The organism is Helicobacter saguini (assembly GCF_000762875.2).
GTDB classification, from domain to species: domain Bacteria; phylum Campylobacterota; class Campylobacteria; order Campylobacterales; family Helicobacteraceae; genus Helicobacter_A; species Helicobacter_A saguini.
The window spans coordinates 1-13,809 of record NZ_JRMP02000031.1 but is presented as its reverse complement, the minus strand read 5'-3'; the positions used below and the strand labels follow the sequence as shown (position 1 = coordinate 13,809).

24 protein-coding genes and 2 pseudogenes are annotated in these 13,809 nt (G+C 29.5%); 25 read left to right on the top strand and 1 reads right to left on the bottom strand.

What is annotated here, in order from left to right; all coding sequences use genetic code 11:
* Positions 1-571 (bottom strand): annotated as a pseudogene (locus LS64_RS11670) (hypothetical protein); the annotation flags it as partial.
* Between the two features lie 80 nt (positions 572-651).
* Here LS64_RS11670 and ssb point away from each other — a divergent pair.
* The 25 genes and pseudogenes from ssb to LS64_RS11555 all read left to right on the top strand — a co-directional run.
* A pseudogene (gene ssb, locus LS64_RS11665) lies at positions 652-1,044 on the top strand (single-stranded DNA-binding protein); the annotation flags it as partial.
* 81 nt (positions 1,045-1,125) lie between these two features.
* Positions 1,126-1,614 (top strand): hypothetical protein, encoded by a 489-nt coding sequence (locus LS64_RS11660; protein ID WP_034569890.1) that lies wholly within the window; start codon positions 1,126-1,128, stop codon positions 1,612-1,614.
* A 2-nt stretch (positions 1,615-1,616) separates the two neighbouring features.
* Positions 1,617-1,955, top strand: coding sequence for a hypothetical protein (locus LS64_RS11655; protein ID WP_034569893.1), 339 nt, complete (start codon positions 1,617-1,619; stop codon positions 1,953-1,955).
* A complete protein-coding gene (locus LS64_RS11650; RefSeq protein WP_034569895.1) occupies positions 1,952-2,263 on the top strand; it encodes a hypothetical protein in 312 nt (103 codons plus the stop codon). Before LS64_RS11655 ends, LS64_RS11650 begins: the two co-directional genes overlap by 4 nt.
* Before the next feature lie 11 nt (positions 2,264-2,274).
* Entirely contained in the window at positions 2,275-2,532 is a 258-nt protein-coding gene (locus tag LS64_RS11645; RefSeq protein WP_034569896.1) for a hypothetical protein, read from the top strand.
* A 96-nt stretch (positions 2,533-2,628) separates the two neighbouring features.
* On the top strand, positions 2,629-2,874 hold the full coding sequence (locus LS64_RS11640; protein WP_034569897.1) for a hypothetical protein: 246 nt from the start codon (positions 2,629-2,631) through the stop codon (positions 2,872-2,874).
* The gene (locus tag LS64_RS11635) at positions 2,871-3,506 is read left to right on the top strand and encodes a hypothetical protein (protein WP_052062320.1); all 636 of its coding nucleotides are present in this window, start codon (positions 2,871-2,873) and stop codon (positions 3,504-3,506) included. Before LS64_RS11640 ends, LS64_RS11635 begins: the two co-directional genes overlap by 4 nt.
* A 34-nt stretch (positions 3,507-3,540) precedes the next feature.
* Positions 3,541-4,332 carry a DNA-methyltransferase gene (locus LS64_RS11630; protein WP_052062321.1) on the top strand — a complete coding sequence of 264 codons (792 nt, stop codon included), beginning with the start codon at positions 3,541-3,543 and terminating at the stop codon, positions 4,330-4,332.
* Between the two features lie 64 nt (positions 4,333-4,396).
* Positions 4,397-4,669, top strand: coding sequence for a hypothetical protein (locus tag LS64_RS11625; RefSeq protein ID WP_034569901.1), 273 nt, complete (start codon positions 4,397-4,399; stop codon positions 4,667-4,669).
* Positions 4,670-5,490: 821 nt separating this feature from the next.
* Positions 5,491-5,631, top strand: coding sequence for a hypothetical protein (locus LS64_RS12640; protein WP_160659361.1), 141 nt, complete (start codon positions 5,491-5,493; stop codon positions 5,629-5,631).
* A gap of 893 nt (positions 5,632-6,524) precedes the next feature.
* Positions 6,525-6,734 carry a hypothetical protein gene (locus LS64_RS11620; RefSeq protein WP_034569939.1) on the top strand — a complete coding sequence of 70 codons (210 nt, stop codon included), beginning with the start codon at positions 6,525-6,527 and terminating at the stop codon, positions 6,732-6,734.
* Between the two features lie 3 nt (positions 6,735-6,737).
* On the top strand, positions 6,738-7,226 hold the full coding sequence (locus LS64_RS11615) for a hypothetical protein (protein WP_034569934.1): 489 nt from the start codon (positions 6,738-6,740) through the stop codon (positions 7,224-7,226).
* A 13-nt stretch (positions 7,227-7,239) separates the two neighbouring features.
* Positions 7,240-7,596 (top strand): hypothetical protein, encoded by a 357-nt coding sequence (locus LS64_RS11610; RefSeq protein WP_034569931.1) that lies wholly within the window; start codon positions 7,240-7,242, stop codon positions 7,594-7,596.
* Between the two features lie 15 nt (positions 7,597-7,611).
* On the top strand, positions 7,612-8,040 hold the full coding sequence (locus LS64_RS11605) for a hypothetical protein (RefSeq protein ID WP_034569928.1): 429 nt from the start codon (positions 7,612-7,614) through the stop codon (positions 8,038-8,040).
* A gap of 1 nt (position 8,041) precedes the next feature.
* Positions 8,042-8,422 carry a hypothetical protein gene (locus LS64_RS11600; RefSeq protein WP_034569926.1) on the top strand — a complete coding sequence of 127 codons (381 nt, stop codon included), beginning with the start codon at positions 8,042-8,044 and terminating at the stop codon, positions 8,420-8,422.
* On the top strand, positions 8,416-8,964 hold the full coding sequence (locus LS64_RS11595) for a hypothetical protein (protein ID WP_034569923.1): 549 nt from the start codon (positions 8,416-8,418) through the stop codon (positions 8,962-8,964). Before LS64_RS11600 ends, LS64_RS11595 begins: the two co-directional genes overlap by 7 nt.
* 2 nt (positions 8,965-8,966) lie before the next feature.
* Positions 8,967-9,476: a hypothetical protein gene (locus LS64_RS11590; RefSeq protein ID WP_052062322.1), complete on the top strand. Its 510-nt coding sequence runs from the start codon at positions 8,967-8,969 to the stop codon at positions 9,474-9,476.
* Between the two features lie 10 nt (positions 9,477-9,486).
* The gene (locus LS64_RS11585; protein ID WP_034569920.1) at positions 9,487-9,795 is read left to right on the top strand and encodes a hypothetical protein; all 309 of its coding nucleotides are present in this window, start codon (positions 9,487-9,489) and stop codon (positions 9,793-9,795) included.
* Between the two features lie 226 nt (positions 9,796-10,021).
* Positions 10,022-10,828 carry a hypothetical protein gene (locus tag LS64_RS11580; RefSeq protein WP_118949397.1) on the top strand — a complete coding sequence of 269 codons (807 nt, stop codon included), beginning with the start codon at positions 10,022-10,024 and terminating at the stop codon, positions 10,826-10,828.
* A 140-nt stretch (positions 10,829-10,968) separates the two neighbouring features.
* Positions 10,969-11,715 (top strand): hypothetical protein, encoded by a 747-nt coding sequence (locus LS64_RS11575; RefSeq protein ID WP_034569914.1) that lies wholly within the window; start codon positions 10,969-10,971, stop codon positions 11,713-11,715.
* A 10-nt stretch (positions 11,716-11,725) separates the two neighbouring features.
* Positions 11,726-12,046, top strand: a complete 321-nt coding sequence (locus LS64_RS11570; protein WP_034569911.1) for a hypothetical protein — start codon at positions 11,726-11,728, stop codon at positions 12,044-12,046.
* Position 12,047: 1 nt separating this feature from the next.
* Entirely contained in the window at positions 12,048-12,371 is a 324-nt protein-coding gene (locus tag LS64_RS11565; RefSeq protein ID WP_118949398.1) for a hypothetical protein, read from the top strand.
* A 299-nt stretch (positions 12,372-12,670) separates the two neighbouring features.
* The gene (locus LS64_RS12635) at positions 12,671-12,835 is read left to right on the top strand and encodes a hypothetical protein (RefSeq protein ID WP_160659360.1); all 165 of its coding nucleotides are present in this window, start codon (positions 12,671-12,673) and stop codon (positions 12,833-12,835) included.
* Positions 12,832-13,104 carry a hypothetical protein gene (locus LS64_RS11560; RefSeq protein WP_034569352.1) on the top strand — a complete coding sequence of 91 codons (273 nt, stop codon included), beginning with the start codon at positions 12,832-12,834 and terminating at the stop codon, positions 13,102-13,104. The genes LS64_RS12635 and LS64_RS11560 overlap by 4 nt, the downstream gene beginning before the upstream one ends.
* Positions 13,101-13,805 carry an AAA family ATPase gene (locus LS64_RS11555; protein WP_034569350.1) on the top strand — a complete coding sequence of 235 codons (705 nt, stop codon included), beginning with the start codon at positions 13,101-13,103 and terminating at the stop codon, positions 13,803-13,805. The genes LS64_RS11560 and LS64_RS11555 overlap by 4 nt, the downstream gene beginning before the upstream one ends.
* The last annotated feature ends 4 nt before the right edge of the window (positions 13,806-13,809 follow it).

Below are 13,809 nucleotides of genomic sequence, written 5' to 3'. Positions count from 1 at the left end.
CTTCTAGCCATCGCCTAAAAATCGCAATAAAATTATTCTTATCAATTTGAATCTTTTTAAGGTTTTTATTTGTAATTACAAAATTAGATTCTATAAATTGCTTTAATTGAACGTTATCTTTATCATAAAAGAAAAGCATTTTTTTAGAATCTAAAAGGCTTTGTAGTTCGCTATAAAGTTGCTTAAACTCTTTACTTTCGTGGTTGCTTGGCGCTACATTCCAATTAAAATCATTTTGGCTAAATATGTGCTGTATCTCGTGATATTCAATAAATGCAATTTTTTCGCAATCAAACGCGCCCAAAAACGCAGGGGGCAGCTCATCGCTGTAAGTCTTCTCTTTTCCTATTGTTAAAATCAACTGAATTAAAGATTCTATAATATCTTTATCATTTCCCTTTTTAGCTTCCGCCCATAAAAAATTAATATTATGATAAAGGCTTTGAATAGTGTAACTAACGCAAAAATCGATATTTCCTAGCATTTTATTGCAATTTAAGTCTTTTATATCAAAATAATCAGCCGCGACATTATTTATCACTTCTAATTCGCTAATCTTTTCGCTATACATTCTATTCTGCCCTTTTTAGATTCTAAAAATATCACAATTTAAAAGCGTAATTTTAGCATTAAAGTTTTAAAAATTCCTTAGCGACTAATTCACTTGCTACAAATAGATTTTTTAAGCAAAAAAATGGCGAAAAAGGGCAAGAGACTTGCTATGTGGATTTAAGCGTATTTGGCAGGGCGGCTCAAATAATGAGTGAGCGTGGATTGAAAGGCTCAAGGATTCTAATTGAAGGTCGCCTTTTATTCTCGCAATGGATTGATAAAGTTTCAGGCATGACACGAAGCAAACATAGCGTAATTGTGGAATCTTTGCAACTTTTAGACTTTAATAAAGCTAATGTAAGAGAGCAAAATATAGAGCAACCGCCAAGCAATACGCAAAATATGACAATGCAACAATTACAGGCTCAAATGCAACAGCTAAATCAGGCAATGCAACAAATGCAACAAAACCAAGAGCCTATACCTTTTTAATGGCTAAAAGTGTGTGAATGTGAATAGATTCTATAAACTAGAATGTAAAAGAAAGAAATAAGATGAAAATAGGAGTTTAAAATGGCAAAAGAAAAAGTTATTTACTTTGATAGCGGAGAGTTCATAAACGAACAAACAGGAGAGAAAAATAGGTTTATAATTAGTAGAGACAAGCAAGAGTGTAATAATGAAACTCTATTAAAAGCTTTATGCAAAATGATAGACTGCACCTATGAAGACTACTTTGAAACTTATGAAGAGTATTTCAAACGCCTAAATTCTGTTGTGGATACAATAAAAGAAAATAAAGAAATTTGCATGAATAATATAATTTTGCTTTACAACAATATCAATAAATTTGGCGATGCTTTCTATTATATGTGTGAAGCAACAAATGAATTTCACATAGATTTAGACCATGATAAACTATTTTTGTTTCTTATGAAATATTACTTTGAAAAAGTAATTTCAAGGACTGAAAAAAGAAACTTATCTAAGGCTGAAGATAGGGAAAAAGAGAAAAAAGATTTAAGGGATTTTGTTAGATATAAAAAACCAAAAAAGGGCTAAACATGGAATCTATAAATTTAGTTTTTATGCGAATTGAAAATAATGAAATTTTAAAAGATTCTAATGTGAAAATACCTTTGCAAAATATCGCATATATAAAGGAAGTAGCCTTAGAATCTAATATTAATAAATACATTATTAAACTTAATTCAAGTGAAAGCTTTACATTTTTTAATGATTATCTAAACGAAAATGGCGAAGTGCAAGTGTTTTATACACTAAAAGAGAAACAAAAATCTTTGAATCTAGCAAGTAAAAAACTACAAAATATAGAATCTAAAATAGATTCTATCACAATGCTAGATTCTAATCCACTAATTCATAAAAGGAGAAAAAAATGAAATATTTAGAAATCAAAATACGCAATGTAACGACATTTATCAATGTGGATAATATCACATTAATTGAAAAAGAATTGTGTAATCCTATTGAAAATATATTCCCTATTAAGTGCGTTATAAACTTAAAATATGGGAATAAAGTAATGGAATTTTATCTTTTAAAAGATAACCTAGATTTATCAAAGATAGAATCTACGCATTTAAAGATTATAGCTTTTGATAATTTGCAAGAATTGATTGAAAGTTATAAGAAATCTAAAGAAATACAAGAAAATGGGATTACTTTCAGTTTAGATGATTTTATATAAAAGGAGCAAAAATGAAAAATCTTAACTTACACATTCACAAAGACTTAGATTCTAATATAGACTTAGATTCTATACACAAAATGCTAAATCGCCCTAGTAGATATTTTTTAATTGAAAATATAGAATCTATCGGGGCTAAAACATTAGGAGCATTAGCTTTTATGGATTTATTTAATGGCTTAGTGCTTTATACAACCGACAATAAGATAAGTTTCAAACTTTGTAGTTTTGATAGCTTTTTAAATGAATTAAAGGCGATACCACTATGAAATTTGATTTTACTAACTTATTTTTTGCATTGATTTTAATCACGCTAACACTGCCTTTAGTTATGAATCTAATTATAAAAACATAAAGGATGTTTAATGAAAAAGCTAATACAACACGCTGATACAATAGCATTTTATGTCGTAATAATTGCATTTGTAGCATTTCTTTTATCAATACCTACAAGTATTTATTTTGGGATAATACAAGATTCTAAAGACAAAAATCTTGTAAAGATATTTGAAAGATGTATGTATGTTTATGATGATAGAAAGCATTGCATTAAGGAATATGAATCTGCCTTAAAAGATTTAAACTTAGATTCTATAAAGGATAAAAGATGAGTAAATTTAATTTTATGGCTAATCAAAATTCTTATGAAAATAGTGATGAAAGATATACAAAGCCAGAAGCCATTTTTCCACTTTTAAAATACATTCCAAAGGATAAAGTTATTTGGTGTCCTTGCGACTTAGAATCTAGCTATTTTGTTAGAATCTTTAGGCTTAATGGCTATAAAGTTATTCATTCACATATTAATTTAGGGCAGGATTTCTATCATTTCGAGCCAAAAGAGTGGGATATTTTGATTACAAATCCGCCTTTTTCTAATAAAAAAGAGTTTATAAGTCGAGTTTTAAGCTTTAAAAAGCCTTTTTGTTTGCTTTTGCCACTAACTTATTTAAATGATTCTACACCATATCACTTATTCAAAGATATTGATTTAGAATTGCTTATATTTGATAAAAGAATGGAATTTATCAATGCAGATTCTAAGAATAGAATAAGCTTTAAAAGTGGCTATTATGCGTGGAAAGTCTTTAATAAACAAGTTGTATTTGAGAAATTAGAATCTTTACATTTTTTAGAATCTAATAAGTGGAATGAAATTATAGAAAATATGAAATATTTAGATTCTATAAAGGCTATAAAGTCGCTAGATTCTATAAACTCACAAAGGCTAGAAAATGAATAATCTAAATAATGTATATTTTAAAAGTAGTGAAAATATGTGTGAAATGCAAGATTCTAGCATTCATTTGATTATTACAAGTCCGCCTTATTTTTGCATAAAAGATTATTCAATGGGTGGATTTAGAAATGTAAATGATGTCGGCTCGATTAAGGATTATTCAATCTTTATTGAAAAGCTATTAAATGTGTGGAAAGAGTGTTATAGAATCTTAACTCCAAATGGAAAATTGTGTATAAATGTGCCTTTGCTTCCTATAAAAAAGGCTCAATTTAAAACGCATTATAACCGACATTTATTTGATTTAAACGCAGATATTCAACATAGCATTTTAACTAATATCAAAGGCTTATATTTGCTAGATTTATATGTATGGAATAAAACAAATAGCTCTAAAAGCTTAGTGTTTGGTAGTTATCCTTATCCTAGCAACTTTTACTCGCAAAATACAAGTGAATTTATAGCAATTTATGTAAAAGATGGTAAGCCAAGAAATATAGATTCTAAAACTAAAGAAATCTCAAAGCTAACGCAAAAAGAATGGCTAGAATTTACTAAAAAAGTGTGGGAAATAAACGTGCCAACACGATTTGATATAGCTCATGGAAAACATCCAGCTATAATGCCTAGTGAGATTCCATATCGATTAATAAAAATGTTTTCTTTTGTGGGAGATAATGTGTTAGATTGCTTTTGTGGTAGTGGCACGACACTAAAAGTCGCAAAAGAATTAAATAGAAACTATGTAGGATACGAAATCTATCCACATTTTAAAGATGTGATAGAATCTAAGCTTGGTATTAAACAAAAAGTTCTTAGTTTATTTTAGATTCTATAAATTTATATTATACATTTAAGCGAGTGTATTTGAGTTGATTTTAAGGAGATTTAGTATGAAAAAAGCGTTAAAATGCTTAAGTTTAAAGCAAAACTATAAAGGAAATTTTTTAAATGATAAAAAGATTGAATACATATTCCTTAAAAAGCCTACAAGCAAAGATTTAATACAATCAATAGACTTTTTTATAAAATACGCAAGAAAACAAAGAAAAAAGCCTATATGCAAGAAAAATAAGAATTTTGCATTAGGAATAAAGCCTTTAGTGCCTAGAAAAAGACCTATTAAAACAACTATGATAGATAGTAAGTTGTTTTGTTACATATAATTAGTTGTTTATTATAAATTTACATAGAAAGCAAAAGAGTTGGAATAATATAAATTGTGATAGCAAATAGCACAAATACGCTATAAAGCATTCCATTAATTAGATAAGTTTCTTTCATTTTAAATCCTTTTTTATACCTACAAAATGTTGTTTTAATAAATTATCAAATTATATAGAATCTTTAATTAGATTCTATCAATTTTAAACATTTTAAGGGCATTTCTACGCACTTTTTTATAGTTTTTGATATTTATAGATTCTAATATAAAAGCCTTTTAAAAGGCTTATTTTGCGTTTGTTTTTATAGAATCTAGTTTAGTTTATTTTAGTTTATATGTTTTTTTAGATTAGTTTGTTTGTTTTTATTGTTTTTTTATATTCGCACACACACGCCCGCTCGCCCCGAGCCACGCCCTAGCTTCGTTTCACTTCGCTTACGCCGCTTCGGGCGTGTGTGTGCGAAAAAAGGATTAAATAAGATAATTTTATTGTTTTTTAGGATTTTTTAGAGTTTATAAAGATTATTAAAGATTCTAAGTCGTTTTGAAATGTTATAAGTGATTTTTTAAGGTTTTTTAGGGTTTTAATAGGTTTTAAATTCTAAAAACTACTAAAAACTATAAAAAAGTATTAAAAATAGCCAAAAAGGCTTAAAATGATAGTTTTTTGTATTTTTTAGAATCTAGTTTATTTGTTTTTACTATGAGTTTATGAATACTTTGAAATATTAGTTTAGATAGATGTAGGACACTGCGTGTGTGCGTGTGGCGTGGCTTCGTGTGTGGCTTCTAAAATGCCTACAAGGAAGCGGAATTATTAGTTTGTTTGTTCTTTCTGTCCGCTTCCTTGTAGTCATTTTAGAGACTTTCCGCCACACACTTCGCTGTCTTTTTGCTTCTATTCAGCGGAATTATATCCACACACGCTCACTTCGTTCGCTTTTGCTTAATTGTCCTGCTTAAATCTCGCTACGCTCGATTTAAGCGGAATTAAGCAAAGTGTGGATATTTCCGCTGAAGCAAAATCGAGCAAAAAGCCCACCCGCCCCACTCGCACACACACATAGTGTTTAAACACATAATAAGATAGTTTATAAGCATAAACTAGACTAGATTCATACACAAGCAAGGGCGAAGCTTTAAAGGGCTAAAAACAGCCTTAAAATGTGAATATACACAAGGGCTTTTTTAAAAGTGTAAAGTTATGAAATTTAGAATTTTATGCGTTTTTAGCAAGGGCAGAAATGTTATGAAATATGTAACTTTTATTAGCAAAAAGTAACATAAAAAAACACAAATTTTTTTGAAAAAAAAGCGAAAAAATATCGAAAAATACGCTATTTTACTTGACTTATTTGACTTTAAAAAATTGTATAATTATAACATAAATTGAAAGGTTAAAGATTTTATAACTTTTTAGTTTTAAGTTTTTTTGAAATTTTATGATTTTTAAAAGCCATTTGTCAAAGTGATATTTTTAAGGCAATTAAAAATTATTTGATTTGTTTAGATTTGCATTTGTCAATTTGATTTTTTTAAGCAGATTTAACAAAGATTCAAAAGATTTAATCTAAATTTTTATAGAATCTAAGAAACCTTGACTCGTAAAAAATTGTAGATTAATGTAACATAAGAAACTACATTATAGCTACTTTTTTACAACGAATCAAGGCTTTTTACCAACTTTTTAATTTTATTTTTTGTTTTTATGTGTTTTGTGAAATATGCTAAGGAATCTTAATTTTTAAGTGTTTTTAGCATTTTCTTAAAAATGTGCTAAACGCACAACCTAAAAGCACGAGCATAAAACACGCACATATAAAAGCAAGACAACACCATTTTAGAAAGGATAAAACATGATGACAGACTTAGAAATCGAAAGTTTAATGAAAAGCCCTTTTCAAATAAAAATATTTGAAATAAACGAGCTTATCAAAAAGTTTTTAAAAGAATGTGCGAAAATGTTACAAAAAGTAACACAGCCTAAGTTTATAGAGTTACGAAAAATCAAAGAGCCTTTAGATATAGAGCTAGACTTATTTTTAAACGAGATTTTAAAAGGATAAAACATGAGAGACAATGTAATTTATGGGGAATTTGTAAAGGCGGCTTTACAAGACAGGCTAGACTTAGTAAGGGAACGTGGCTGGGAATTTGCGACATGCGACATGGAAGAATACGCCCTTGAATTGTTAGCAGAATGCGGAGTCGATGCAGACGACACACCGAGCGGAATAATAGACAACGCCTTAATAAATGGATGTCATGGTTATTTAGCGAATTATAGCGGTTATGAAAATTTGCAAGAAGCGATGGAAGCTTACGAAAAGGGCGAGTTAATATATTTAAACATACCAAACGAGAGCAGAGCAAGGGAATTAATAAAGCAACAAGAGACTTTACAATCTCAAATAAACGACATTGAAAACGAGACGTTCGGGGAAGAGCTAACCGCAGAGCAAGAAGCCGAGCTAAACGAGCTAACCGCAGAGCTAAAGGACGTGCAAGAGAAACTAAACGACATTTACAATGAAAGCGTTTATATTAAATATTTGTAAGAAAGGATAAAAAATGTTAAGTAATGATTATTTTTTGAATTGTGAAATAAGCAAAGAGGCAAGAGACACGTTGATTAGATTAGCAAATTATCATGGTATTAAAAGCGTAGAAAAAGTAAAGACCTACAAAGCTTTAAAAAATCTATTGATTAGAAAAAGCGAGAGCGAAATAAACCATGTCAAAAGGAAAGCAAAAAAGCATGGAATAGCCGAGAATATGGATAGTAAATATACAACTCCATTCTATAAATTTTTTAGCGACTTAAAAATAAACGCTTATAGTTTAATGAGTTTCATGGCTAATGAAATTATAGATTTATTTATAGCCTTAGATAATAAAATAAATTATCTAAGCAATGCAGATTTATAAAAGAAAGGATATAGCATGAGTTTTAATTTTTTTAGCATAAAGGAAACGTTGTCAATAGGAAGTTGGGAAATTTATCAAAACAACCCCCTTAATGGATACAATGGACTCGGTTATGATTATGAAGAGGTAAGCATAGACGTGCTAGATTATAAAGGCTATTTAGTGGAATTGATAAAAGACGCCGCAGACAGCTTAGGATTTAGCACGAGTCAAGGACAAGAAAAGCGAGAGCGAGAAATTATACAAACGCTTAAAGATTTAAGGGAATCTATAAAAGAGCAACTAGATTTTGAATATAAAGAAATCATACCAAAACTAAGGGATGGGAGCTTAAAAATATGGACTAGCAAAGAGAGAATGAAAGACGTAAGGCTAATGTTAAGGCACGATTTAAAAGAAATTGAAAAACTTTTAAATCAAAATGAAAACGAAAAAGGAGCGTAACATGGGCTGGTATTATGAAGACGTAGAGCAAGAAATTAAGGCAACAAAGTGTAATTTATTAAAATGTATAAACTACATTTTAAATAATGAATATGTAAGAAACACTAAAAATTCTTTTTTAGATTTTAAAGTGTTATCCGCTTATGAATTATTTAGAAACGACCCAAGAAGGTTATTTTATGTTTATAGCCACCCTTACAGCGAAGGCTTAACGTTAGACATGCAAGGCGATGCACCGCAAGTAATCGAATTTGCTAAAACGCCGAGAGATTCAAAGGAATTAAAGGAAAATATAGACATATTTGTAAAAAGAGCGTGTGAATTAATGAAAAATAGAGATTTATATTTTATTAAAACATGCACAAAGGGGCGTAAATGGTAACTTTTAAAGATTTTAAAGGCACGTTGGCTTATAACGAGATTTTAAAGCGTTATAACTTTAAATTAGATTCAATAGATAAATTTAAGGTTAAAAATAACGAAAATATAGACCCTTACGAAAGGGACAGAATCTTAAATAATTCTTATGAATTAATAAATTTATATGAAACATGGAATGCAGGGCTGGGAGAACAAGGCGGCGGAATTTTTGATTGGGAATGTATATTTACACGTTTTGCAAAAAAGCATAAAAAAAGCGTTTTGAAATTCTACAAAGAGCAAAGAGCCGAACTAGACTCCGATGCCTTTAATGAATGGATAAATAAAGAGCATAAGCTAGACATAACCGACTTAATATGCGGGGAGCAGTGGCAAAAAGACGAAGTTTTAAGGCTTTTGGCGTGTGATTTTTTGCGTGGAATCGGCTACCTTTTGTTTGATAGCTGGGAAGCACAAAACGATAAAAAACACGTGGAATTGCTTAAAAGATTTAAGGCAGAAAACGACTTAGACGACACAGACGACAATACAAAAGGAGCGTAAAAATGGATATTTTAACCAAAGAAATTTGCAAAGAATTAAGGCAAGACGTAGGGCAATGGATAAACACATTTTTAAAATTTGATTCTAAAAAAGGCTTAGTAATCAAACTCACAAAAGAGCTAAAAGAGCTTTTTAGTGAATGTGAAATCACTAATGAAGTGGAATTTAGCGACCGCTTTCATTATATAAGAGATTATTTTTACATGCAAGACGTGCCGATTGAATTTTGCTTGGATAATAGCGATTTATATTTATATGGCGAAAATATGCAGACTATAAATTATGGATATGGACTAACAAACGCCCCCTTATTTGCGTTTAAAGGTTACTTTTTTCATAACGATGAGTTGAATCCGCCTAAGTATATTTTCTCGTATTTTGCGAATTATCAATGCTTAGATTTTATAGAAATCTTACTAAAACAAGGCGAGGTTATATTTGAAACTTTTATCGACAATAGCAACGAATATAACAAATTTTACGAAAAATTAGAATCCGCAGAAATTGCATAAAGGAGCAAAAATGGGAAATATTGAAATAGTGGAAATAACTCCTAAGTTTGAATATGTAAGGGAAGTAAGCAGAGATTTTATGTTAGCTATTTTTGATAGTGAAATTTTAAACGATGATGGAAGCACAGAATCATCTCAAGGCTTACGTTGGATAATCGACCAGCAAACAAAGTTTGAAAGAATTTTTGTGATTTACAAAAATACTAGATTTTTTGAAATAAATTACAACGAAAGCACACCAGCAGGGCGAATTATGCTTGAATTGAATACCGCTATAAATTTAGATTCTAGCTTAATAGATTCTAGCAAATTTCAATAAGCGGGGGGGATAAAATGAAATTTTTAGATTCAAGCTAAAAGTTTTAAAAAAGCATTAAGATTCTAAAGATAAAGATTTCACTTAGAATCTAAAGATAAAAGGGCAAGTAGGTAAAATGTAGTTTTTTTGTGTTTTTAGAATCTATTAATGATTTTAAAAGGTTTTTATAGGTTTTAAATTCTATAAACTACTAAAAAGGTATAAAAACTATTAAAAAGGATAAAAAATGAGAATAAATATACCAAAAAAAGCGTTTGAATTTAGCTTAAAAGATAATGAATATCAAAAGGCTTTAAATGCGATTAGAATCACAAATAATCACATTTTGATAACTGATTCAAAAAGTCTTTTAAGTATAAATTGTGAAAATGTAGAAATTGATAGCGATGGCTTAAACTTACACTTTAATACTTTAAAAAAGTTAGTCTCCCCACTATCAAAGCTAAAAAAGTGCGATGTGCTAGAGTTTGAAATTGATTTTCTAACTCCAAAGGAAATGGAAATTTACAATTCTAACACCGATAAATACGAAATTGTAAATGTGTGTGAAGAAGCAAAGGTTAAGTGTTTGCAAAATGGGAACGTGGGCATTATTAAGATTCATAATGAAGCATATCCACAATATAAAGAAGTGCTAAAAAACTTTAAAGAATCTAATTTAATCTTTAAGCTAGATTCTACTTTTGCAAAGCTAAAAATGTTTAAAGATACACGTTTTATAATGTGCGAAAGGCAAGGCGACAAAGTATTCTTAAATGCTGGTTTAGCTAAATTAAACAATGGCGGCGAAAGAATAAAATTTAGTCAAAATCTATTTAGTTATGAATATAACACAAATGAAATTCATAACAATATAGAATCTATTTTCAAAGATAAAGATAGCTTTACAATAATTCTAGCAAGTGATAAGCTAAAAGGTATTAGTGAAAACGAGCCACTAGAATTGCATTATAACAAAGATGCGGAAAATGGTTATCTGTGTTTGTTTAAACAAGGGGGGGCAAGTATTGTTGAATGTCAATTAACATATTAGATTCTAAGAATCTAAAGGGCTGGGCAATGTAGGTTAGATTCTAAGTTTTTAGAATCTTTAAAGTGTAAAAAAGGGTTTTAAAAGGTTTTTAATTCTAAAAACTGCTAAAAACGCTTTAAAAATATTTAAAAGGATAAAAAATGAAAAATTTAACAAAAGATTTAGATTTTAAAAATCTAAGCCAAGTGTTTAATAAGCTAAGTAGTGTAGATTTTTTTAAGGCTTTTATCTACAAAGTCAAAAATAGATTCTACGAGATAAATTACAATAAATTCACATTTAAGCTTTTGGGTGAATTAAAGTTTGCAAATGATAGTGTGATAGCGGGTTTTAAGGAATTTTCACTACTTTATAAATACGATAATGATGTGGAATTTAAATTCTTAAACTTAAGATTCTATCAAGTAGATTTAGAATACTTAGAATCTAACATATCGCCGCACGAAATAGATTTTTTGCAAAATGCTATAAACTGCATTAATGAAATGGAAAATGTAACATACAATCCATTTAATGAAAATGTGGAAACTGCGGAAAGCGTGGAAACTGCGAGTTTAGATTCTATAAATACTAACTTAGAATCTAAAGATATAGAATCTAAAACGCCAAAGATAAAACGCAAGATTCTAAAGAAAAAAGCAATCGCAAAACTGCGTAAAAGTTTGCAAACAAAATGCGTGGATAGTGAAAAAAGGAAAGAAAAAAGGGCGAGTTTTAAGGCACATAAACGTGCATATTTAAGGCAAAAAACGCTAGACAAAAGGAATCTTGAGTTTAGAAAGGAAATGCAAAAGATTATGGAAAATGAAAATTTATCCATAAAAGAAGCGAGAAAAAAGGCTGAATCTAACATAAACTTAGCAATTCTGCTGGGTAAAATTGCATAAAGGAGTAAAAATGCTAACAATAAGATTAAATGAAACATATTCAAACAAAGTTTTGAGATTAAAATCAGCGGATGTGGAAACAATGGAATACACTTACGTGAATGGATGGAATAAAACCTGCCTTATGTGTATTGAAATGGTGATTAATCACAATAACCATGCGTTTAGTATTGTAATTGTAAAAGCGTTTGAAACACGCACAGACGCCGAAAGTTATGAAGAAAAAATAGAATCTAGTTTAGATTTTGATTCTAATTATGAAACAAATCTAACTTTAAGTTATGATTTTATCAACATAACTACAATGGCAATCCCACAAGAAAGGATATAAAATGAAAATTGAAATTTCAAATGATAAGCTAGAAAGCGTGGAAAAGACTAGAGAGACTTTAAAGGAAGCCTTTGTGTTTGCGAAAAAAAGCGGACTAGAGAGTATCGATACATATTGTGAAATGCTTAAAAAAGCATATAATGATTATATCGATAAAGAGAGCGAAAAACTGCTAAATGATAATGAATATATCAAGGCAACGCAAGACGAAATAAAAGAAAATGGCAATAAACTAGATTTAGATTATTTTGTTTATGCCAGAAGCGGTAATTTTTTTGAAATCATAGGGAATATGATGACAAAAATAAATCAACTAAAAGGATAGACAATGGAAAATTTATTACTAGATACGAAACGATTCGACGTTCTTTGGGACAGAGATGACGTGTTTTTTTATGTGAAATCTATCATAAACGATAGATACGATTATATGGATTTTAGAGAATTTCAAATAGATTCTTATGTAGATTTTTTTATAAATCTATTTAATGAAAGCGGCAAAATTCTAAACAAGGAATGTATAGTTTCTCTAATATATTATACTGAAATAGACAATTTAGGTTTAATAACAATTAAAGAAAGGTTTAGTGATTCTTACGAAAATGAAATAGAAAGGATAATGAAATGTGTTTAGAGCAACAAAAAGAAGCCTTAATACGTGGGCAAAAACACGCAAGGAAATTGCTTAGAATAATGAATAAAAACAAAGAAAAAGAGTTTAAAGAATGGCAAGAGAGCTATTTTAAGCAAATGCAAGAAATAGCAAAGACACTAAAGGAGCTACGATGACACAAAGAGACTTTAAAGAGCGAGTAAGTAATTTGCTAGATTCTATAAAGCTAGAAATTATGGCTAATTTAAAGGGCGAGTTTATGGATAAAGATTCTAAACTCAAAGGCTTAATAAAATCACGCCCTATGTTTGATTGCACTTTAGCAAACGCTTATGTAAAAGTGGAAATACAAAATTTGCTAAGTGATTATGTAGGATATTTTGACTCTACAATGGAATATGAAAAAGGGCGAGAATTTTACCAAATACTAAAGGATAACAAATGATACTAGCAATAACAAATGAAAAAGGCGGAAGCGGAAAAACGACAATAGCTGTGAATTTAGCAAACTATTTTGCAACCAAAGGCGACAATGTTTTATTAGTCGATGCCGACCCACAAGGAAGCGTAAGGGCGTTTATAGAATCTAGAATGCAAGAGAATATCGAGCTAAATTTTACCAGCGTTTCTTTGCTTGGCAATAGCGTGGCAAGTCAAGTCAATAAGCTAAAAGATAATTATGATTTAATCATAATTGATACAGGCGGACGAGATTCTGCTGAAATGCGTGGAGCAATGAGCGTGGCAAATCTATCAATAATCCCTATAATCCCATCTCAATACGATATAGCGGTATTAAATAAAATGATAGAATTGCATACACAAGCTAGAATCTTTAATGTAGATTCTAAGGTTTTATTTGTCATTTCAAAGGCAAATACAAATCCTACATTAAAGAAAAATATCAGTGATTTAAAAGAATTTATAGAATCTAAGAAAAAAGATTCTATGTTTCTTATGGATAGCGTGATATATGAAAGAATTGCTTATCAAAACGTGGTAAAACAAGGGCTAGGCATAAATGAAATCCAGCAAAAAGATAGCAAGGCACTAAAAGAATTTGAATCGTTTGCAAATGAACTGCTAGAGTTTGCGAAACTTGATTCTAAAGAAAACATAGAATCTAAAAATGTAGTTTGTAAATAATAAA